Raw genomic sequence first — 19,870 nt, 5'->3', positions numbered from 1 at the left:
ATGAACACAACGAACGAACTTTCCGCCGCCACGGACGTGCGCGCCCTGCGCGTGAACGGCCAGCGTCTCTGGGACTCGCTGATGCAGCTCGCGCAGCTCGGCGCCACCGAGAAGGGCGGCGTGTGCCGCATCGCGCTCACCGACCTCGATCGACAGGGCCGCGACCTCTTCACGCGCTGGGCGCGCGAGGCCGGCTGCGAGGTGCGCGTGGACGCCATCGGCAACATCTTTGCGCGCCGCGCGGGCCGCAACAACGCGCTGCCACCCATCACCACCGGCAGCCACATCGACACGCAGCCCACGGGCGGCAAGTTCGACGGCAACTACGGCGTGCTTGCGGGGCTCGAGGTGGTGCGCGCGCTGAACGATGCGGGCATCGAAACCGAGGCACCGCTCGAAGTGGCGGTGTGGACCAACGAAGAGGGCTCGCGCTTCGTGCCCGTGATGATGGGCTCGGGCGTGTTCGCCGGCGCCTTCACGCTCGAGCACGCGCTCGCGCAGCGCGACACCGAGGGCGTGAGCGTGGCGGATGCGCTGTCGGCCATCGGCTATGCGGGGGCCGTGCCCGCCTCGGCGGCGGCGTCGCCGGTCGGCGCCTACTTCGAGGCGCACATCGAACAGGGCCCGGTGCTCGAAGCCAACGAGCGCGTCATCGGCGTGGTCGAGGGCGCGCTGGGCCAGCGCTGGTACGACGTGGTGGTGCAGGGCATGGAAGCCCATGCCGGCCCCACGCCGATGGAGCTGCGAAAAGATGCGCTGCTGGCCGCCGCCGAACTCGTGGTCGAGGTGAACCGCATCGCGCTCGCACACGCGCCGCACGGGCGCGGCACGGTCGGCTGGATCGACAACTACCCGAACTCGCGCAACGTGATCCCGGGCCGCGTGAAGCTCAGCGTCGACCTGCGGGCGGCCGACGACGTGGTGCTGTCGGCCATGGACGCGGCACTGAAGGAAGCCGTGCAGCGCATCGCGACGAAGGGCAAGGTCGAGGCGACGGCCGAACAGGTCGTGTACTTCCCGCCGCAGCCGTTCACGCCCGCACTGGTCTCGGCCGTGCGCGAGGCCGCGCAGGACCAGGGCATGACGTGGATGAACGTGATCAGCGGCGCCGGCCACGACGCCGTGTACCTCGCGCGCGTGTGCCCCGCGGCGATGATCTTCGTGCCCTGCCTGGACGGCATCAGCCACAACGAGATCGAGGACGCGCAGCCCGACCACCTCGAAGCCGGCTGCAACGTGCTGCTGCAGGCGATGCTGCAGAGCGCGGGAGTGGCCGCGTGAAGGCGGCGCTTCGCCGCATCGGCCTTCAGTGCGTGCTGGCGATGGGCATGATCGCGGCGTCGACGGCCGCCCTCGCTGCAGGAGAGCCGATCCTGGTCGGCCAGTCTGCGGTGCTCACCGGCCCGTTCACGCCGAACAGCCTCGCGTTCATGGAAGGCCAGACGCTGTTCCTCGACCAGTTGAACAAGGCGGGCGGCGTCGGTGGCCGGCCCGTCAAGGTGATCACCTACGACGACGCCTACATCCCCGAGAAGGCCGCGGCCAATGCCGAGAAGCTGCTCGGCACGGACCGCGTCGTCTGCCTGTTTGGAACCATGGGCACGGGCATCGGCGCGGCCATGGTGCCGGTGGCGGCGAAGTACGACAGCTTCATCTTCGGCGGGCTGACCGGCGCGGCGGTGCTGCGCGGGCCGAAGGTGCCGATCTACCACGTGCGGGAGTCGTATGCCGACGAGGTCTCGCGTGTGATGAACCACCTGACGACCATCGGCGTGACGCGCATCGCCATCGTCTCCAGCGACGACGCTTACGGCAAGGGCATCGAGAAGGACGCGCTGGCCGCGCTCGAGAAGAACAGGCAGCCGGCCCTGCTGTCGCTGCGCTTCGATCCGAAGGAAAAGGACCATCCCGCCATCGCGCAGCAGGTCATCGCGAGCGGGGCGCAGGCGGTGTACGTCATCGCGGCCGGCACGCCGGCGATCAACATCATCCGCTCGCTGGTGGCCGCGCCCATCCATCCGCAGATCTACACGAACTCGGTGGCGAGCTCGTTCCTTCTGTACAAGGAACTCGGCGACAAGAGCCGCGGCATCGTGCTGTCGCAGGTGGTACCGCCGTTCTGGAAGACACGCTTTCCCATCGTCGACGAATACCAGCGCGCGAGGAAGGCCGCGGGCAGCGAAGGCGAAGGCTCCTACCTGGGGCTGGAGGGCTACATCACGGCCAAGGCCTTTGCGGAATCGCTGCAGCGCGTGAAGGGGCCGATCACCACCGAATCGCTGCGCCGCAGCATCGAGAACTCGCCGCCCATGAACCTCAATGGCTTCACGGTCGCGTTCCGTCCCGACAACCGCAACGGCTCCAGCTTTGGCGACATCACCATGCTGGGCAGCGCCGGAAAGTTTGCCCAATGAAAGTCCTGATCGCACGTCTCAACCACGAGACCAACACCTTCTCGCCCGTGCCCACGCCGCTCGCGGCCTTCGGGCCCGACGGCCCGACCTTCGGCGAACAGGCCTACACCGACAACAAGGGCATGCGCACCGCGATGTCGGCCTTCATCGACCTGGCCGAAGCGGCAGGCGCGCAGCTCGTCACGCCGGTGTCGGCCTCGGCCAACCCGAGCGGGCCGGTCGATGCGCAGGCCTACACCACGCTCACGCAATGCATCGTCGATGCGGCGCCCGGCTGCGACGCGATCCTGCTCGACCTGCACGGCGCAATGGTGGCGCAGAACAGCACCGACGGCGAAGGCGACCTGCTGGTGCGCCTGCGCGCCGCGGCGCCCGGCGTGCCGATCGGCGTGGCGTTGGACCTGCACGCCAACGTGACGCCCGCGATGGTGGAGAACGCCGACGTGATCGTCGGCTTCAAGACCTACCCGCACGTCGACATGTACGAGACCGGCGAGCACGCCGGCCGCCTGCTGTTCGACCTGCTGGCCGGGCGCAGCCAGCCGCACATGCGCTGGCGCCAGCTGCCGCTGATGGCACACACGCTGCGCAGCGCCTCGTTCACCGGCGCGATGCAGCGGGCCATCGAGGCGGCGCGCGCGGCGGAGGAATCCGAGTCGCTGGCGGTGTCGATCCTGGCGGGCTTCTCGCTGTCGGACATCACGGCGCCGTGCATGAGCGTGATCGCGGTCGATGCGCAATCGCCCGTACGCGCGCAGGCCACGGCCGACCGCATCGCGGCGCAGATGTGGGCCGAACGCGAAGCCTTCATCTACCGCAGCGAGCCGCTGGCTGAATCGGTCGCGCGCGCGAAACTCATCGCGGGCGGTGCCACGCGCCCGGTGCTGCTGCTCGACCACGGCGACAACTGCATGTCGGGCGGCAGCTGCGACACCATGGACGTGCTGCAGGAAGCGCTGGCGCAGGGCCTGGACGGCATCGGCGTCGGGCCGCTGTGCGACCCCGAGGCGGTGGCCGCACTGGTCGCGGCGGGCGAGGGCGCCGAAGTGACGGTGGCGCTGGGCAACAAGGTGTCGCTGGAAGGCATCGGCCTGAAGAAAACGCCCGTGCGGCTGACCGGCATGGTGCGAACCATCAGCGACGGCGAGTACGTGATCACCGGCCCCACCTACACCGGCCAGCGCAGCAGCATGGGACGCACCGTGCTGTTCGACATCGGCGCGGCGCGCATCGTCGTCACCGAGCGCACGCAGGAGCCGTGGGACATCGGCGTGTTCGAGTGCGCCGGGCTCGACCCGCGCACCGAGCGCTTCCTGCTGCTGAAGTCGCGCATGTACTGCCGGCCGGTGTTCGAGCCGCTGTCGGCGGCGCTGGTGGAGTGCGACAGCCCGGGCGTGACGAGCTCGGACTACAGCCTGTTCCCGTTCAGCCAGGTGCGCCGGCCGGTGTTTCCGCTCGATGCGAACGCGGCGATGGACGCGCCGGCATAACCTGCCACGTCATCGACGCGCGGCGCGTGCCCCGCGACCATTCCTTCACCCCGTGCTGTTGCGGGTCGAACCCTCGAAAGGAACAGTCGCCATGAACACCGCCGCCCACGACGCCCATGCCATCGCCACGGGCTACATCGCCGTCTGGAACGAGACCGACGCCGCGCGCCGCGCCGCGCTCATCGACGCCGGCTGGACCGCCGACGCCCGCTATGTCGACCCGATGGCGCAGGCCAGCGGCCGCGAGCAGATCAGCGCGCTGGTCGGCGCGGTGCACCAGCGCTATCCGGGCTTTCGCTTCCACCTGCTGGGCAAGGCCGAGGCGCACGGCGACAACCTGCGCTTCTCGTGGACCCTGGGCCCGAGCGGCGCCGACGACCTGATCCAGGGCACCGACTTCGCCCAGCTCGACGGGGGCAAGCTGCGCGCGGTGACGGGCTTTCTCGACCGCGTGCCCGCAGGCGCGTGATGAATAAGGCGGGTCAGTCGCCCGCCGGCCGGCCGCGCCAGAGTTTGCGGTAGACCGTGGCGCGGCTGATGCCCAGCGTGCGCGCCGCCTCGGCGACATTGCCGCGCGCGTCGCTCACCGCCTTGCGGATCAGCGCGGTTTCCACGTCGCGCAGGCGGGGGCGGCCGTCGGTGGCGTCGCCGGGCATGCCCGGCACGCCGCCATGCTCGCTGCCGCCGCGCTGGGCCCGCACCTGCACCCGCAGGCCCGACCACAGCGGCACCTCGAGCATGGCGTCGCCGCGCCGGGCGGCGTCGAACATCATGTGCAGCGGCAGCGCGAACAGGTCGTTGAAATGCAGGCCGCCGGCATGGCAGGCCAGCGGCTGGTGCAGCATCTGTCGGGCGGCCGCGTTGGCGCCGGTGACATGGCCGGCGGCGTCGATGCACAGCAGGCCCTCGGTGGTCTCGCTGCTCGGGCAGCCGGGCCAGAGCAGCCGCAGCAGCAGCTCGCAGGGTTCGCGCTGCACCAGCAAGTTCTCGATGCTGCGCGCCGACAGCGTGGCCAGGTGGCGCAACTCGGGCCGCTCGACCACCTGCACGCCCGTGAGGTCGAGCATGCCGATGCAGTCGCCCCGGGGCCCGAAGAGCGGGGCGCCGGCGCAGCTGTACACACTGGTGTCGTCAAAAAAGTGTTCACCCCGGTGCAGCCACACCGATTCCTGCTCGGCCAGCGCCGTGCCGATCGCGCTGGTGCCGATGGCGCTTTCGGACAGGTCGACGCCGATGCGTCCGATGTCGCGCGCATAGCGGGCGGCGGGGTCGGTGCCGTCGGGCAAGGTACCCACGTCGACCACGATGCCGCGGGCGTCGGTCAGGATGGCGAAATAGCGGGTGTCGGCGATGGCGCGCGAGAGCCGTTCGATCACCGGACGCGCCGCCGTGACCAGGGCCCGGTTGCATTCCGTGACCTCGCGGCTGGCGGTGCGGCTCACGGGCTCGAAGCTCACGCGCTGCTGGGGCCGGCGGCCGGCCTCCAGGCAGCGCTGCCAGGAGCGCGTGATGCCCGGGTCGACCCGCACGCTGCCGCGCGGGCGGGGGCCGTCGCCGTCGATCAGCTCGCGGCGCGCCTGCGCAATGGCCAGCGAGCGCTCAGCAGGAGGGGGGACGGCGGAAGCGGACATCATCGTGAAAGTTCTTCTTCGCGCGGGGAGGGCTGCTTTTGCGGGCCGGCCGGTTGGCAAGCTGTTTCATTTTGAGAATTTCCCGCGCTCTGTGCAAGTGTCAAGGGTTTTTGCCTAGGATAGTGCGAAAGGGCGGCATCCAAGATGCCTCGCTGAACCAGCCATCACCTTTCACGGAGACAGCCACATGCAGGTCGCTTTCAAGGTCAACGGCCGGCCGGTCACGGTCGACGCCCCACCCAACACCTTCCTTGTGCACGCGATCCGCGAGCACCTCCACCTCACCGGCACCCACGTCGGCTGCGACACCGCCCAGTGCGGCGCCTGCACGGTCCACCTGAACGGCCGCGCGGTCAAGTCGTGCAACATCCTGGTCGCGCAGGCGGCCGGCGCCGATGTCACCACCATCGAGGGCGTGGCCGCCGCCGACGGCACCATGCACCCCATGCAGGCGGCCTTCAAGGAATGCCACGGCCTGCAGTGCGGTTTCTGCACCCCGGGGATGGTCATGAGCGCCATCGACCTGTGCACCCACCACCCCAAATCGAGCGAATCGGAAATCCGCGAGCTGCTCGAGGGCAACCTGTGCCGGTGCACGGGCTACCAGAACATCGTCAAGGCCGTGAAGATGGGCGGCGAGGCCATGGCATCGGGCAATCCGGTGCCGACCCAGCAAACCACGGTCACGGCCTGAGGAGAGCGACATGGGCGCTTCCGACTTCTCCAACCTGCCGCACATCGGCGAGGCATTGCGGCGCAAGGAAGACTACCGCTTCCTGACCGGCGCGGGCAACTACACCGACGACATCACGCTGGCCAACCAGAGCCACGCCGTTTTCGTGCGCTCGCCGCACGCGCATGCCGTCATCAAGTCGATCGACATCGCCGAAGCCTCGAAGATGCCCGGCGTGGTCGGCATCTTCAGCGGCAAGGACATCGAAGGAAAGATGGGCGGGCTGCCCTGCGGCTGGCTCATCAACAACCCCGACGGCACCCCCATGAAGGAGCCGATGCACCCGATCCTGGCGATCAACAAGGTGCGCTACGTGGGCGACCACGTCGCCATGGTGGTGGCCGAGACGGTCGAGCAGGCCAAGAACGCGGCCGAGGCCGTGGTGGTCGACTACGACGTGCTGCCCGCCCTGGTGAGCGTGGCCGACGCCGCCAAGAAGGCCAGCGGCGTCACCCTGCACGACGAGGCGCCCGACAACCAGTGCTACAAGTGGGTGCTCGGCGACAAGGCGGCGGTCGACAACGTGTTCACCACGGCGGCGCACGTCACCCAACTCGACCTCGTCAACAACCGCCTGATTCCCAACCCGATCGAGCCGCGCGTGGCCATCGGCAGCTACAGCCGCGGCACCGACGACTACACGCTCTACGTGTCGAACCAGAACCCGCACGTCGAGCGCCTTCTGATGACGGCCTTCGTGCTGGGCCTGCCCGAGCACAAGGTGCGCGTGATCGCGCCCGACGTGGGCGGCGGCTTCGGCTCCAAGATCTTCCTGTACGCCGAAGACGTGTGCCTGACCTGGGCGGCCAAGCAGCTCAACCGCAACATCAAGTGGACGGCGGAGCGCTCGGAGTGCTTCCTGTCCGACGCGCACGGCCGCGACCACGTGAGCCACGCCGAGATGGCGATGGACAAGGACGGCAAGTTCCTGGCCATGCGCGTGCACACCGACGCCAACCTGGGCGCCTACCTGTCGACCTTCTCGACCGCGGTGCCGACCATCCTGTACGCCACGCTGCTCGCGGGCCAGTACACGACGCCGCAGATCTACGTCGAGGTCGATGCCTGGTTCACCAACACCTCGCCGGTCGATGCGTACCGCGGGGCCGGGCGGCCCGAGGCCACCTACCTGCTGGAGCGCCTGGTGTCGCGCTGCGCCTGGGAAATGAACCTGGGCCAGGACGAAATCCGCAAGCGCAACTTCATCACCAGCTTCCCGTACCAGACGCCCGTGGCGCTGCAGTACGACACCGGCGACTTCCATGCCTGCATGGACAAGGCGCGGGTGCTGGCCGAGGTCGACGGTTATGCCGCGCGCAAGGCGGCGACCGAGGCCAAGGGCAAGCTGCGCGGCATGGGCTATTCGAGCTACATCGAGGCCTGCGGCATCGCGCCGTCGAACATCGCGGGGGCGCTCGGCGCGCGCGCGGGCCTGTTCGAATGCGGCGAGATCCGCGTGCACCCGACCGGCAGCGTGACGGTGTTCACCGGCTCGCACAGCCACGGCCAGGGGCATGAAACCACCTTCGCGCAGGTCGTGGCCGCGCGCCTGGGCATTCCGGTCGAGAACGTCGACGTGGTGCACGGCGACACCGGCCGCGTGCCCTTCGGCATGGGCACCTACGGCTCGCGCTCCATCTCGGTGGGCGGCGCGGCCATCATGAAGGCGCTCGACAAGATCGAGACCAAGGCCAAGAAGATCGCCGCGCACCTGATGGAGGCGAGCGACGCCGACATCGAGTTCGCCAACGGCGAGTTCACGGTCAAGGGCACCGACAAGAAGATCCCGTTCGGCCAGGTGGCGCTCACGGCCTACGTGCCGCACAACTACCCGCTCGACAAGCTCGAGCCCGGCCTGAACGAAACCGCCTTCTACGACCCGACCAACTTCACCTTCCCGGGCGGCACCTACATCTGCGAGGTCGAGATCGACAAAGAGACCGGCGAGGTCAAGGTCGACCGCTTCACCGCGGTGGACGATTTCGGCACCATCATCAACCCGATGATCGTCGAGGGCCAGGTGCACGGCGGGCTGGTGCAGGGCATCGGCCAGGCGCTGCTCGAGAACTGCGTGTACGACAACGAAACCGGCCAGCTGCTCACCGGCAGCTTCATGGACTACGCCATGCCGCGCGCCGGCGACTTCCCGCAGTTCAAGCTCGACACCGTCTGCACCCCCTGCACCCACAACCCGCTGGGCACCAAGGGCTGCGGCGAGGCGGGTGCCATCGGGTCGCCGCCGGCCGTCATCAACGCCGTGCTCGACGCGCTGGCGCCGCTGGGCGTCAAGGATTTCGACATGCCCGCTTCGTCCAGCCGCGTCTGGGAAGCGATGCAGGCCGCCGCCAAGCCCTGAACGACACAAGAAATAACAGAGAAGGAATCACCCCATGTATGCCTTCACACTCGAACGGCCCGCCAGCGTGGCGGACGCGGCCCGGCTCATCGCCGCGGGCGGCAAGCCACTGGCCGGCGGACAGACCCTGCTGGCCTCGATGAAGCTGCGGCTGTCGGCGCCCGAGCAGCTCGTCGACCTCGGCGGCATCAAGGAACTCACCGGCATCAAGAAGGACGGCGGCGCGATCACCGTCGGCGCCATGTCGCGTCATCTCGACGTGGCGAACAACGCCGACGTGAAGGCCGCGTACCCCGCGCTGGCCGACCTCGCGTCGCGCATCGGCGACCGGCAGGTGCGCGCGATGGGCACCGTTGGCGGCTCGGTGGCCAACAACGACCCGGCGGCGTGCTACCCGAGCGCGGTGCTGGCCTCGGGCGCGACCGTCATCACCTCGAAGCGCGAGATTGCGGCCGACGACTTCTTCCAGGGCCTGTTCACCACGGCACTTGAAGAAGACGAACTGATCGTCGCCATCCGCTTCCCGATTCCGAAGCGCGCGGTGTACGAGAAGCTGCGCCAGAAGGCCTCCAACTTCCCGCTGGTCGGCATCTTCCTGGCGCAGTACGACAGCGGCGTGCGCGTGGCCGTCACCGGCGCGGGCAACGGCGTGTTCCGCCATGCCGGGCTCGAAGATGCGCTCAACAAGAGCTTCACCGCCGCGTCCGCCGCGGCCGTGAAGATCGACGCGAGCGACCTGAACAGCGACCTGCATGCCTCGGCCGCCTACCGCGCGAACCTGATCAGCGTGCTGACGCAGCGCGCCGTCACCAAAGCACTCGGCTGAAGCAGCCCAGCGCCGCCGCCCACCGGAAGGCGCGACACCCTCGCGTCTTCCGCTACGCTTGCCCATGATCTTCCCGACCATCGACGCCCTTTCCGACGGCTTGCGGCAGGCCGGCTACTTTGCCGACCGCCGCCTGGCCACTGCAGTGTTCCTCGCGCTCAAGCTGCAGCGCCCGCTGCTGCTCGAAGGGGAGCCCGGCGTCGGCAAGACCGAGCTGGCCAAGGCGCTGTCGACGGCCCTGAACCGCGAGCTGCTGCGCCTGCAGTGCTACGACGGCATGGAGCAGCGCGAGGCGCTCTATGAATGGAACTATGCCGCGCAGCTGCTGCACATGCGCGCGGCCGAGGCCACGGGTGCGGCGCGCGACGTGGAGGCCGAGGTTTACCAGCCGCACTACCTGATCCGCCGCCCGCTGCTGCAGGCGCTGCAGACGCCGGCCCCCGGTGCCGTGCTGCTGATCGACGAGGTGGACCGCGCCGACGAGCCCTTCGAAGCCTTCCTGCTCGAATACCTGGGCGAGTACCAGGTCAGCATTCCTGAGCTGGGCACCGTGCGCGCCGTGGTGCCGCCGGTCACCTTGCTCACCAGCAACCGCACGCGCGAACTCAACGACGCCGTGAAGCGGCGCTGCCTCTACCACTGGCTCGACTACCCCGAGCGCGAGCGCGAGCTCGCCATCGTGCGCGCGCAGGTACCGCAGGCCGGCGAGGTGCTGTCGGCGCAGGTGGCGGCGTTTGTCGCGCGGCTGCGCTCGGCGCCGTTCGTCAACGCCTTCCAGCGCGCGCCCGGCATCGCCGAAAGCGTGGAGTGGGCGCGGGCGCTCATCGCGCTCGACACTGTCGAACTCGACCCCGAAGTGGTCGTCGACACCGCCGGCATCCTGTTCAAGCAGCGCGACGACGTGGCGGCGCTGACGCACGAGCTGGCCTCCGACCTGCTGAGGCCCGAGGAACCGCTCGCGAGCTGAGCGCGGCCGAGGCACCTACATGGCCGGCATCCAGCAACTCGGCGACGTGCGCAGCGGCAAGCTGGCGGGCAACATCGCCGCCTTCGGCCGCGCACTGCGCCGCGCCGGCGTGCGCACCGACGCCATGCGCATCGCACTCGCGACCGAGGCGGTCACGCTGGTCGGTGTCGAAGACAAGCTCGACCTGAGCGCCGCGATGGAAGCCGTGATGGTCAGCCGCGAGCAGGACCGGCTGGTGTTCCGTGAACTCTTCGACGCGTGGTTCCGCGACCCCGAGCTGGCCAACAAGCTGCTCGCCCAGATGCTGCCCAGCGCCGAAGGCAAGGCCGAACCTTCCAAGCGCCGCCCGCGCGTGCGCGAGGCGCTGAGCCCGCCGCGCGACGCCGTGAAGCCCGCAGCACCGACCAAGCCCGACGAAGAGATCAAGTTCGACGCCGCCATGACTGCCAGCGACCGCCAGCGGCTGCAGCATGCCGACTTCAACGCGCTGGGCGCGGCCGAGTACCGGCTGGTCGAGCGGCTGGCGCGCGACATCCGCTTGCCGGTGCCCGAACTGCCCACGCGCCGCCTGCGCCCGGCCGGCGACGCAGGCAGCGCGCACGCCCGCATGCACTGGCCCGGCGTGCTGCACGAAGCGGCACGCACCGGCGGCGAGATCCTGCGCCTGCCTCGGTTGGCGCGGCGCGAGCAGCCCTTGCCGCTGCTGGTGCTGGTCGATGTGTCGGGGTCGATGGAGCGCTACGCGCGCCTGCTGCTGGCCTTTCTGCATGCCGCCACGCGGCGCGCCGGCCGGCGCGACGTGTTCGCCTTCGGCACGCGGCTGACCGACCTCACGCCGGCTTTCCGGCTGGCCGACACCGACGCCATGCTGGGGGCCGCCAGCCTGGCCATCGACGACTTCGCGGGCGGCACGCGGCTGGGCGGTTCGCTGGCCGAGCTGCGCCAGTCGCATGCACGCCGGCTCATCGGCCGCCGTACGCTGGTGCTGGTGATCAGCGACGGCCTCGACACGGGCGAGCCCGCGCAGCTCGAGACCGAACTGCAGTGGCTGAAGCGCCATTCGCGCCGGCTGCTGTGGCTCAACCCGCTGCTGCGCTTCGAGGGCTACGCCCCTCTGGCGCGTGGGGCCGCCGTGCTGCACCGCCATGCGGACGCGATGCTGGCGGTCCACAATCTGAATGCACTCGAACAGCTGGCCGCCAGCCTGGCCGCGCTGATGCGCGCCAGTCGCTAGGACCGGACTCAGGAAGGAACAAAGGAAACCCACCATGGAAATGCTCGGAAACCGCCGCCTCGGCGTCACCCAACAACAGGCCTGGGACGCGCTCAACGACCCCGAGACGCTCAAGAAGTGCATCCCCGGCTGCGACAAGTTCGAGCTCACGGGCGACAACACCTACAGCGTGGCGCTGGCCGTGAAGATCGGCCCGGTGTCGGCCAAGTTCAGCGGCAAGGTGATGCTGTCGGACATCGTCGCGCCCGACGGCTACAAGCTCACTTTCGAGGGGCAGGGCGGCGTGGCGGGGTTTGCCAAGGGCTCGTCGAGCGTGTCGCTCAAGCCGGTGGCCGTGGCCGACAGCGCACCCATCGCAGAGGGCGCACCTGCTGCCGAAGCCGCCCCCGTGGCTGCGGCACCCGCCGGCTGCGAACTCGACTACACCGTGCAGGCCCAGGTCGGCGGCAAGATCGCCCAGCTCGGCCAGCGCCTGATCGACGGCGCGGCCAAGTCCACCGCCGACGATTTCTTCAAGCGCTTCGAGGCCGAGATGCAAAGCCGCTACGGCCCGCCGCCCGCACCGCCCGCGGAAGCGGCGGCCGAGGCGCCCGCCGAGAAGGCCGGCGTGATGTCGGGTCTCATGAAGAAGATGGGCTTCGGCAAGAAGGACGGCGAAGACGCCTCCACTCCGGGCGACGCCGCCTGACGCACAGGGTCCTGCCATGGAAAACCTCGACGTCATGGTGCTGCGCACGCTGCGCGACTGGCGGCGTGCCGGCAAGCGCGCGCTGCTGACCACCGTGGTGCGCACCTGGGGCTCGTCGCCGCGGCCCGTGGGCTCGATCATGGCGCTGGCCGAGGACGGCGCCGTGGTCGGCTCGGTCTCGGGCGGCTGCATCGAGGACGACCTCATCGCGCGCTACAGCCATGCCCACGGCAAGGGCGAAGACGTGCCGCTGGGTGCGCCGCCCGCGCTCGTCAAGTACGGCATCACGGCCGACGAGGCGCACCGCTTCGGCTTGCCCTGCGGCGGCACGCTCGAGCTGCTGCTCGAATACGCGCCCGACGCCGATGCGCTCGACACGCTGGTCGCCGAACTCGAACGCGGCAAGCTCATGCGCCGCACGGTGACGCTGGCCACCGGCGCGGTGCGGCTGGCCGAGGCGACCGCGCCCGACGAGCTCACGGTGAACGACACCGAGCTCACCAACACCTTCGGCCCCGAGTACCGCATGCTGCTCATCGGCGCCGGCCAGCTCGCCGAGTACCTGGCGACCATGGCCAAGTTCAGCGGTTTCGCCGTGACGCTGTGCGACCCGCGCGCCGAGTACCGCACCGCGTGGACGCTGTCCGGCGTGACGATCACCACCGAGATGCCCGACGACGCCGTGCTGGCCTTTAAGCCCGACCGCCGCAGCTGCGTGGTCGCGCTCACGCACGACCCCAAGCTAGACGACCTCGCGCTGCTCGAAGCGCTGCAGAGCGAGGCCTTCTACGTGGGCGCCATCGGCTCGCGCCGCAACGCCGACGCGCGGCGCGACCGCATGATCGAGCACTTCGACCAGACGGCCGAGTCGCTCGCGCGCCTGCGCGGGCCCATCGGCATCTTCATCGGCAGCAAGACGCCGCCCGAAATCGCGGTGAGCGTGATGGCGGAGATCCTGGCGGTGAAGAACGCGGTGACCTTGCCGCGCGAAGTCGAAGTGGCGCGCGCCAAGGAAATCCAGCAGCTGCAACCGAGCTGAGCTGAACCGACCTGCTGCGCGAGGCTCAGTCCACGCCCAGCAGGTCGTAGATGCGGCGCACGTACTCGCCGAACGCCGGGCTGGTCTTCACGTGCAGCTTGCGCGGCTCGGGCAGGTCGATGCGGAAGAAGTCGGCCATGCGCGCCGGCCCGGCCGTGAGCACGGCGCAGTGCGAGCCCAGGAACACCGCCTCCTGGATGCTGTGCGTGACCACGATGAAGGTCTTGCGGCTGCGCTCCCAGATGCGCAGCATCTCTAGGTTCATCTTCTCGCGCGTGAGCGCGTCGAGCGCGCCGAAGGGCTCGTCCATGAGCACCAGCTTCGGGTCGTGGATGAGCGCACGCGCGATCGCGGCGCGCTGCTGCATGCCGCCCGAGAGTTCGTAGGGCAGCTTGTCGGCGAAGCCCGTGAGGCCGACCATGTCGAGCAGTTCGTGCGCGCGCGCTTTGGCGGCCTTGCGGTCCAGCCCGAGGATGTCGGCGGGCAGCAGCACGTTCTCGAGAATGGTGCGCCACTTCAGCAGCAGCGGCTGCTGGAACACCATGCCGACGTCGCGGCCCGGGTTGAAGCCCGCACCGCCGGGGCCGCCGATCTCGAGCGTGCCGCCGTCGTGGCCGTGCAGGCCCGAGAGAATCTTCAGCAGCGTCGACTTGCCGCAGCCCGAGGGACCGACCAGCGAGATCATGTCGCCCGCATGCACGTCCATCGTGACGTCGGAGACGGCGAGGAATTCTTCGTTGCGCTTGCGGTAGACCTTGCGCAGCTGCCGCATGCGGATCAGCGGCGCCTCTTGTGCGGGCGCGAGTACTGCGCTCATGCCAGCCACCGTGCGAGGTTGTCGCGCACGAAGGCGTCGTCGGACAGGTCGCCGTGCTGGCGGTAGACGCGGTCGATCTCCGCCGACTGCCCGTGGCCCAGGCCTTCTTCGGGGTCGAGGCACCAGATGCCTTCGAGCAGACCTTGGCGCCGCAGCACCTCGTGGCAGCCCGCGATGCAGCCGTGGAAGTTGTTCGCCACGTCGAAGAAGGCGGCGTTGCAGTCGGTCACGCGCGAATCGAGTGCGAGCAGGGTGGGGCTCAGCGCGCCGCCGCTGGCGGCCAGCTCGGCCTTGATCTGCTGCAGCTGGTGCACCGCACTCGACGTCCACACCGACCAGTGGCCCAGCAGGCCGCCACGAAAGCGCACCTGCACGGGCGCGCCGTCGCGCATCGCGGCAAAGGGCAGCGCGAGGTCGAGCACGATGTGGTCGTCGTTACCGGTGTAGAGGAACACGCGCTCCTCGGCGCATGCATCGACCAGCCCGCGCACCACGTCGATGCTGCGGTAGCGGTTGAAGGGCGCGACCTTGATCGCCAGCGCGTTCGGAATGAGCGCGAAGCGGCGCCAGAAGTCGCTCGACAGGATCGGGCCGCCGACCACGGTCTGCAGGTAGAAGCCGATCAGCGGAATCTCCTGCGCCACCGCCTCGCAGTGGGCGATGAGCGCGTCTTCCGACGAACCGGCCAGCGCCGCCAGGCTCAGCAGCCCCGCGTGGTACCCCAAAGAGACGGCGGTGCGCGCCTCGGCCTGCGCCTGCGCGGTCGGGCCGCACAGGCCCGCGATCATCGCCATCGGGCGGTCGTTCCAGGCCAGGCGGTCCTGCATCGCGGCCTCGAGCACGGTGGCGTACAGGCCGCGCTCGCGGATCGCGAACTGCGTGGTGTGCACGCCCACCGCGAGGCCGCCCACGCCGGCATCGACGTAGTAGCGCGTGAGCGCGCGCTGGCGCTGGCGGTCGAGCTGGCGATGCGCGTCGAGTGCGAGCGGGTGCGCCGGGATGACGGTGCCTTGCGACAGCAGCGCAAGCACGTCGGCGGGAAGGTCGGAGCGGTTCAATGGCATGGGCGAAGGTCCTCAGGCGAACTCGGGGCCGGCGATGGCGTGGATGAAGGCGGGGTGTCCGGTGGGCGGCTGCGCGCCGTCGCGCGTGGCCAGCGCCATGCGCGCGAAGCTGCGCTGCGGAGTAAAGCCGGCGGCGCGCAATGCGGCGGTCATGGCCTTGCGGTCGTCGGGCACGTCGACATAGATGCGGCCGTCGATGCCGCGTGCGGCCTGCGTCAGCAGCGCGGCGGCGACAGCTTCGTCGGACGACAGCAGCGGTCCGATGTGGTGTGCGGTGCGGCCTGCGCGCACGAGGCCGAAGCCCAGGCCGTTGCGCACGCAGCGGCTGTCCTCGCGCCCGAGCAGGTCGGCGAGCACCGCGGGGCGCGCGAAGCCCAGCGCCTGCGCGTCGAGTGCGGCGAGGTTGTCGAGGGCGGGTTTGTCGGCGCTGAGCGATGCGGTGGCGGGCGCGGCCTCGCGCTGCCAGCGCGTGAGCCGCCACAGCTGCGTGAAGCCGAAGCTCGCATAGAGCGGCTCGCCCTGGGGCGTGGCGTCGAGCATGGCGACGAGGCCGGCGGCCTTCACCTGCTCTAGGCACCGCGCGAACACCGCGCGGCCCAGGCCTTGTCCGCGCGCGGCGGGCATCACGAGGATCATGCTGATCCAGGCCACGCCGTCCATCGGCAGCACGGCGCCGCTGGCGACGAGCTGGCCCTCGCCGTCGCGCACGCCATGCACCGTGCCGAGCCGCTCGAACAGCCGCCAGTCGTGCGCGGTCTGGTTCCAGCCGCTCGCGGCGACCAGCGCGTCCAGCATCGGGGCAATGCCGGGCGTGATCGACGACAAGGCTTCGACGGCGGGCATGGTCATGGGCTCAGTACTTGCCGTCGCGCGATTCGAATTTCGTTGGCTTGCCGTACTGGCGCTGCTCGCGCGAGATCCAGTCGGCCACCCAGCGGATCTGCTGTGCCAGCGGCACGCGCGGGTAGCCGAACAGGCGCTCGGCTTCGCCGGTGTTCATCAGCCAGGCAGTGGGCGCCTCTTGCCCGCTGATCGTCACGGGCTTGCCGAACTGGCGCGCGAACTCTTCGGCGAGCCAGCGGATCGACGTGGTCTCGGGCCCGCTCACGTTGAGCGGCGAGGTCGGCACGGTGGCCGCCGCGAGGCAGCGCAGCGCCTGCGCGTTCGCGTCGCCCTGCCAGATCACGTTGACGTGGCCCATGGTCACGTCGACCGGGTCGCCGCGCCACACCTTGAGCGCCACGTCGGCCAGCACGCCGTAGCGCAGGTCGATGGCGTAGCTCAGGCGGAACAGGCGCCCCGGCGTGCCGTGGCGCTGCGAGAAGTACTCGAACATGCGCTCGCGGCCTACGCACGAGTTGGCGTACTCGCCGGGCGGGTTGGGTGCGTCGCTCTCGCTCGCGCCCTGGCTGGTCACGGGCACGAAGGGATACACGCAGGCGGTCGAGAAGGCGACGATGCGCGAGGCGTGGAAGTGCTCGGCCACCAGCGCCGGCACGTGCGCGTTCATGGCCCAGGTCAGCGGGTTGTCGGCGTCGGCGCCGAACTTGCGCCCGGCCATGAAGACCACGTTGGCGCACGGCGGCAGCGCGGCGATGGCGGCGCGGTCGAGCAGGTCGCAGGCGATGGTCTCGATGCCGTGCGCTTCGAGCGCCTCGCGCACGCCGGCCTCGCTGAAGCGGGCGACGGCGATCACGCGGCGACCGGGCATGGCGTTCTTCGCGAGGCGGGCCAGCGTGGGGCCCATCTTGCCGCCCACGCCGAGGATCATCAGGTCGCCGTCGAGGCGGGCCATGTCGCGCACGAGGTCGCGCGAGGGCGTGGCCAGGTAGTCTTCAAGCGTGGCTTCGCTCTCGAAGCGCTCGGGAAAGGGCAGGTCGTCGAGGACAGGCGTGGAGGTCATTGGATTCTTGCGTCCTGGGTGATGAAGAGGCGCTCCAGCAGAAGCACCAGCAGATAGAGCAGCACGCCCAGGCCCGTGATGAGCAGCACGGCCATGAAGACCGCGGGCGTGTCCAGCGAGGCCTGGACCTGGATCATCAGATAGCCCAGGCCGCGTTCCGAGGCGATGAATTCGCCCACCACCGCGCCCGCCACGGCGAGGATGGTGGCGACCTTCATGCCCGAGAACACGTACGGCAGCGAGCCCGGCAGCTGGATGTAGCGAAACAGCTGCCAGCGCGAACCCTTGAGCGCGCGCACGAGGTCGAGCAGCTCGGGCTCGGTCTCGTTCAGGCCGCGGATGGTGGTCAGCAAGATGGGGAAGAAGCACAGGCTGAACGTGATCAGGATGTTCGGCCCGATGCCGTAGCTGAACCACACGATCACCAGCGGCCCCATCGCCACCTTCGGGATCATGTTGAGCGTGACCAGCAGCGGGAACACCAGCAGCATCAGCCGCTTGCTGGTGATGAAGAGCAGCGCGCAAAGAATGCCGAGCACCAGCCCCAGCGCGTAGCCGCCGAACACTTCGAGCGCGGTGACGCCGGTGTTCTTGAGCCAGCTGTAGTTCGGATTGGCCAGGGTGGCCAGCACCTTCGAGGGCGCCGGCAGGATGAAGGGCTGGATCGCGAAGACCCGCACCGCGAGTTCCCACAGCACGATGCCCGCCAGGTGCACCGCGACCACGAGGGACCAGCGCTGCCATTCGGGGCGCTCGCCCGATAGGGGCGTGGAAGCGAGGGGCGCCAGCGCGCCGTCGGGTGCCGTCATGTCTGTTCCTGGGTCAGGGAAGAAGCAATGCGGCGAATCATAGGAGTCGCCACGACCCGAGTCAACCAACTAGTTGATAATTTTCATGCGACAGCCTTGTCGGGCCGCAGGGCGTTGAGCGCGAACTCGATCACGTGCCGGCGCCGCTGCAGCAGCGCGCCGCGCGCGTCGAGCGGCTTGCCGAAGATGGCCGACAGCGTGTGGTTGTTGGAGAAGAAGAAGTACGAGATGCCGGCGATCGAGATGTAGAGGTTGATCGCATCGAAGTCGGGCCGGAACACGCCGGCCGCCACGCCGCGCTCGAGCGTGGCCTCGAGCATCTCGATGAAGGGCGAGTGCATCTTCTGCAGCCGCTCCGACTCGCGCAGGTGCGCGCCGTGGTTGCGGTTCTCGTCGGCCAGCAGCGCGATGAACTCGGGGTGCTCGGCCAGGTAGTCGAACGAGAAGGCCACCAGCTGTTTCATGGCCTCCAGCGGCTCGAGTGCATCGAGCGTGAGCTTCTGTTCCTTCTCGCGGATCTCGGCATAGACCGACTCGAGCGCCACCAGGTACAGCCCCTGCTTGCTGTCGAAGTAGTGGTACACGAGCTGCTTGTTGACGCCGGCGTTGGCGGCGATCTCGTCGACGCGCGCGCCTGCGAAGCCCTTGGTGGCGAACTCGGCCACCGCGGCGGCGATGAGGGCTTGCTTGGCGGCGACGGGATCGCGCTCGCGTTTCGTGGCGACGGCGGTGCGGGCGGGGGTGGCGGGGCTCGCGGGCTTGGTGGCGGTCATGGTGTTTTTGATTCTCCCGGCAGGGGCAACGCAGTCTGGATGATCTGGATTGCCTGTCAACCAAACAGTTGGTAATATGAATTTCAGGACCTGTTTTTACCTTCTTTTGGAGTGTTCCGCATGAAAAAGCTGTTGTCGGCCGCCGGCGCCACCGCCTTGCTCATGGCCTCGGCCCCTGCCGCGTTCGCGGCCGATGCCATGAGCCTGATGCTCAACTGGACACCCACGGCCGATCATGCGCCGATCTATTTCGCGAAGGCCAAGGGCTGGTACACCGAGGCGGGAATCGACCTGAACATCGAGGCCGGCAAGGGCTCGGCCGTGTCGGCGCAGCGCGTGGGCACCGGCGGCAGCGACCTGGGCATTTCCGACCTGCCCACCACGATCCAGGCCAAGGGCAAGGGCGCCGACGTGAAGGCCGTGATGGTCATCTACGCCAACAGCCCGCAGGGCTTCTACTGGCTCAAGTCGTCGGGCATCAACGGGCCGAAAGATTTCGCGGGCCGCAAGATCGGCAACCCGCCGGGCGACGCCGCGCGCCTCATGTGGCCGGCCTTCGCAAAGAAGGTGGGGCTCGACCCGGCCAGCGTGACCTTCGTCAACGTGAGCCCGCAGGCCAAGGTGGCGGCGCTGAAGAGCAAGTCGGTCGACATCATCAGCGACTTCTACAACGAGCACGACCTGAAGGTGCGGGAGTTCGGCGCCGACCTGGGCTTCCAGCCGTGGCGCGACGCGGGCGTGAACGTGTACGGCAACTCGCTGATCGTGAACGGCCCGTATCTCGCGAAGAACCCCGGCCAGGTGAAGAAGTTCGTGGCCGTGACCCAGCGCGCCTACGACGCCTGCGTGAAGAGCTTCGAGCCCTGCCTGCAGGCGCTGCAGGCCAGCGTGAGCGGCCTCACGCCCGACAACCAGCGCGACCAGTGGAATCGCATCAAGCAGCTGATGCGCGACGACACCACCACCAAGGTGGCGCTCGGCGCCTTCGACGGTGCGCGCGTGAAGGCCGACTACGAGCTCGTGTCCTCGCTGATCGGCATCGACAAGGCCTACGACCCGGCGACGCTGTTCACCAACGAGTTCCTCGACAAGGGCGTGCGCATGGCGCCCAACTGATGGGAAGAAG

At 69.3% G+C, this 19,870-nt stretch carries 19 protein-coding genes; 12 read left to right on the top strand and 7 right to left on the bottom strand.

What is annotated here, in order from left to right:
• The 4 genes from VBO01S_RS00265 (at nt 1) to VBO01S_RS00250 (ending at nt 4,373) form a co-directional block, all read left to right on the top strand.
• Nucleotides 1-1,281, top strand: coding sequence for a Zn-dependent hydrolase (locus VBO01S_RS00265; protein WP_062468739.1), 1,281 nt, complete (start codon nt 1-3; stop codon nt 1,279-1,281).
• A complete protein-coding gene (locus VBO01S_RS00260; RefSeq protein WP_062468736.1) occupies nt 1,278-2,414 on the top strand; it encodes an ABC transporter substrate-binding protein in 1,137 nt (378 codons plus the stop codon). The genes VBO01S_RS00265 and VBO01S_RS00260 overlap by 4 nt, the downstream gene beginning before the upstream one ends.
• Entirely contained in the window at nt 2,411-3,904 is a 1,494-nt protein-coding gene (locus tag VBO01S_RS00255; protein ID WP_062468734.1) for a M81 family metallopeptidase, read from the top strand. The genes VBO01S_RS00260 and VBO01S_RS00255 overlap by 4 nt, the downstream gene beginning before the upstream one ends.
• A gap of 91 nt (nt 3,905-3,995) precedes the next feature.
• Entirely contained in the window at nt 3,996-4,373 is a 378-nt protein-coding gene (locus VBO01S_RS00250) for a nuclear transport factor 2 family protein (protein WP_062468732.1), read from the top strand.
• A 13-nt stretch (nt 4,374-4,386) separates the two neighbouring features.
• Here VBO01S_RS00250 and VBO01S_RS00245 read toward each other — a convergent pair whose 3' ends face one another.
• On the bottom strand, nt 4,387-5,535 hold the full coding sequence (locus VBO01S_RS00245; RefSeq protein WP_062469028.1) for a helix-turn-helix domain-containing protein: 1,149 nt from the start codon (nt 5,533-5,535) through the stop codon (nt 4,387-4,389).
• 187 nt (nt 5,536-5,722) lie between these two features.
• On the opposite strand from VBO01S_RS00245, the gene VBO01S_RS00240 reads away from it, so the two are divergent.
• From VBO01S_RS00240 to VBO01S_RS00210, 7 genes are all read left to right on the top strand, one after another.
• Complete coding sequence (locus VBO01S_RS00240; RefSeq protein ID WP_062468730.1) at nt 5,723-6,229, top strand: (2Fe-2S)-binding protein; 507 nt, start codon at nt 5,723-5,725, stop codon at nt 6,227-6,229.
• A gap of 10 nt (nt 6,230-6,239) precedes the next feature.
• Complete coding sequence (locus VBO01S_RS00235; RefSeq protein ID WP_062468727.1) at nt 6,240-8,624, top strand: xanthine dehydrogenase family protein molybdopterin-binding subunit; 2,385 nt, start codon at nt 6,240-6,242, stop codon at nt 8,622-8,624.
• A gap of 34 nt (nt 8,625-8,658) precedes the next feature.
• On the top strand, nt 8,659-9,450 hold the full coding sequence (locus VBO01S_RS00230; protein ID WP_062468725.1) for an FAD binding domain-containing protein: 792 nt from the start codon (nt 8,659-8,661) through the stop codon (nt 9,448-9,450).
• 64 nt (nt 9,451-9,514) lie between these two features.
• Nucleotides 9,515-10,417: an AAA family ATPase gene (locus VBO01S_RS00225; protein ID WP_062468723.1), complete on the top strand. Its 903-nt coding sequence runs from the start codon at nt 9,515-9,517 to the stop codon at nt 10,415-10,417.
• Nucleotides 10,418-10,436: 19 nt separating this feature from the next.
• Nucleotides 10,437-11,651, top strand: coding sequence for a vWA domain-containing protein (locus tag VBO01S_RS00220; protein ID WP_062468720.1), 1,215 nt, complete (start codon nt 10,437-10,439; stop codon nt 11,649-11,651).
• Between the two features lie 34 nt (nt 11,652-11,685).
• Entirely contained in the window at nt 11,686-12,339 is a 654-nt protein-coding gene (locus tag VBO01S_RS00215) for an SRPBCC family protein (RefSeq protein WP_062468718.1), read from the top strand.
• A 16-nt stretch (nt 12,340-12,355) separates the two neighbouring features.
• Nucleotides 12,356-13,378 carry an XdhC family protein gene (locus tag VBO01S_RS00210; RefSeq protein WP_062468715.1) on the top strand — a complete coding sequence of 341 codons (1,023 nt, stop codon included), beginning with the start codon at nt 12,356-12,358 and terminating at the stop codon, nt 13,376-13,378.
• A gap of 25 nt (nt 13,379-13,403) precedes the next feature.
• Here the strand turns inward: VBO01S_RS00210 and VBO01S_RS00205 are convergent, their stop codons facing one another.
• From VBO01S_RS00205 to VBO01S_RS00180, 6 genes are all read right to left on the bottom strand, one after another.
• Entirely contained in the window at nt 13,404-14,195 is a 792-nt protein-coding gene (locus VBO01S_RS00205; RefSeq protein ID WP_062468713.1) for an ABC transporter ATP-binding protein, read from the bottom strand.
• Nucleotides 14,192-15,259, bottom strand: coding sequence for a dihydrodipicolinate synthase family protein (locus tag VBO01S_RS00200; RefSeq protein WP_157627228.1), 1,068 nt, complete (start codon nt 15,257-15,259; stop codon nt 14,192-14,194). Before VBO01S_RS00200 ends, VBO01S_RS00205 begins: the two co-directional genes overlap by 4 nt.
• A gap of 12 nt (nt 15,260-15,271) precedes the next feature.
• Nucleotides 15,272-16,108, bottom strand: coding sequence for a GNAT family N-acetyltransferase (locus VBO01S_RS00195; protein WP_062468707.1), 837 nt, complete (start codon nt 16,106-16,108; stop codon nt 15,272-15,274).
• 4 nt (nt 16,109-16,112) lie between these two features.
• Nucleotides 16,113-17,162: an NAD-dependent epimerase/dehydratase family protein gene (locus tag VBO01S_RS00190; protein ID WP_062468704.1), complete on the bottom strand. Its 1,050-nt coding sequence runs from the start codon at nt 17,160-17,162 to the stop codon at nt 16,113-16,115.
• Nucleotides 17,159-17,971, bottom strand: a complete 813-nt coding sequence (locus VBO01S_RS00185; protein ID WP_062468702.1) for an ABC transporter permease — start codon at nt 17,969-17,971, stop codon at nt 17,159-17,161. The genes VBO01S_RS00190 and VBO01S_RS00185 overlap by 4 nt, the downstream gene beginning before the upstream one ends.
• A gap of 83 nt (nt 17,972-18,054) precedes the next feature.
• Complete coding sequence (locus tag VBO01S_RS00180) at nt 18,055-18,744, bottom strand: TetR family transcriptional regulator (protein ID WP_062468700.1); 690 nt, start codon at nt 18,742-18,744, stop codon at nt 18,055-18,057.
• A 120-nt stretch (nt 18,745-18,864) separates the two neighbouring features.
• Here VBO01S_RS00180 and VBO01S_RS00175 point away from each other — a divergent pair, with 120 nt between their 5' ends.
• Nucleotides 18,865-19,860, top strand: a complete 996-nt coding sequence (locus tag VBO01S_RS00175) for an ABC transporter substrate-binding protein (RefSeq protein ID WP_062468697.1) — start codon at nt 18,865-18,867, stop codon at nt 19,858-19,860.
• The last annotated feature ends 10 nt before the right edge of the window (nt 19,861-19,870 follow it).

Origin of the sequence: Variovorax boronicumulans NBRC 103145, from assembly GCF_001591345.1 — a bacterium.
Lineage (GTDB): Bacteria > Pseudomonadota > Gammaproteobacteria > Burkholderiales > Burkholderiaceae_C > Variovorax > Variovorax boronicumulans.
The sequence above is the reverse complement of the archived record's forward strand: the minus strand, read 5'-3'. Positions and strand labels throughout refer to the sequence as shown.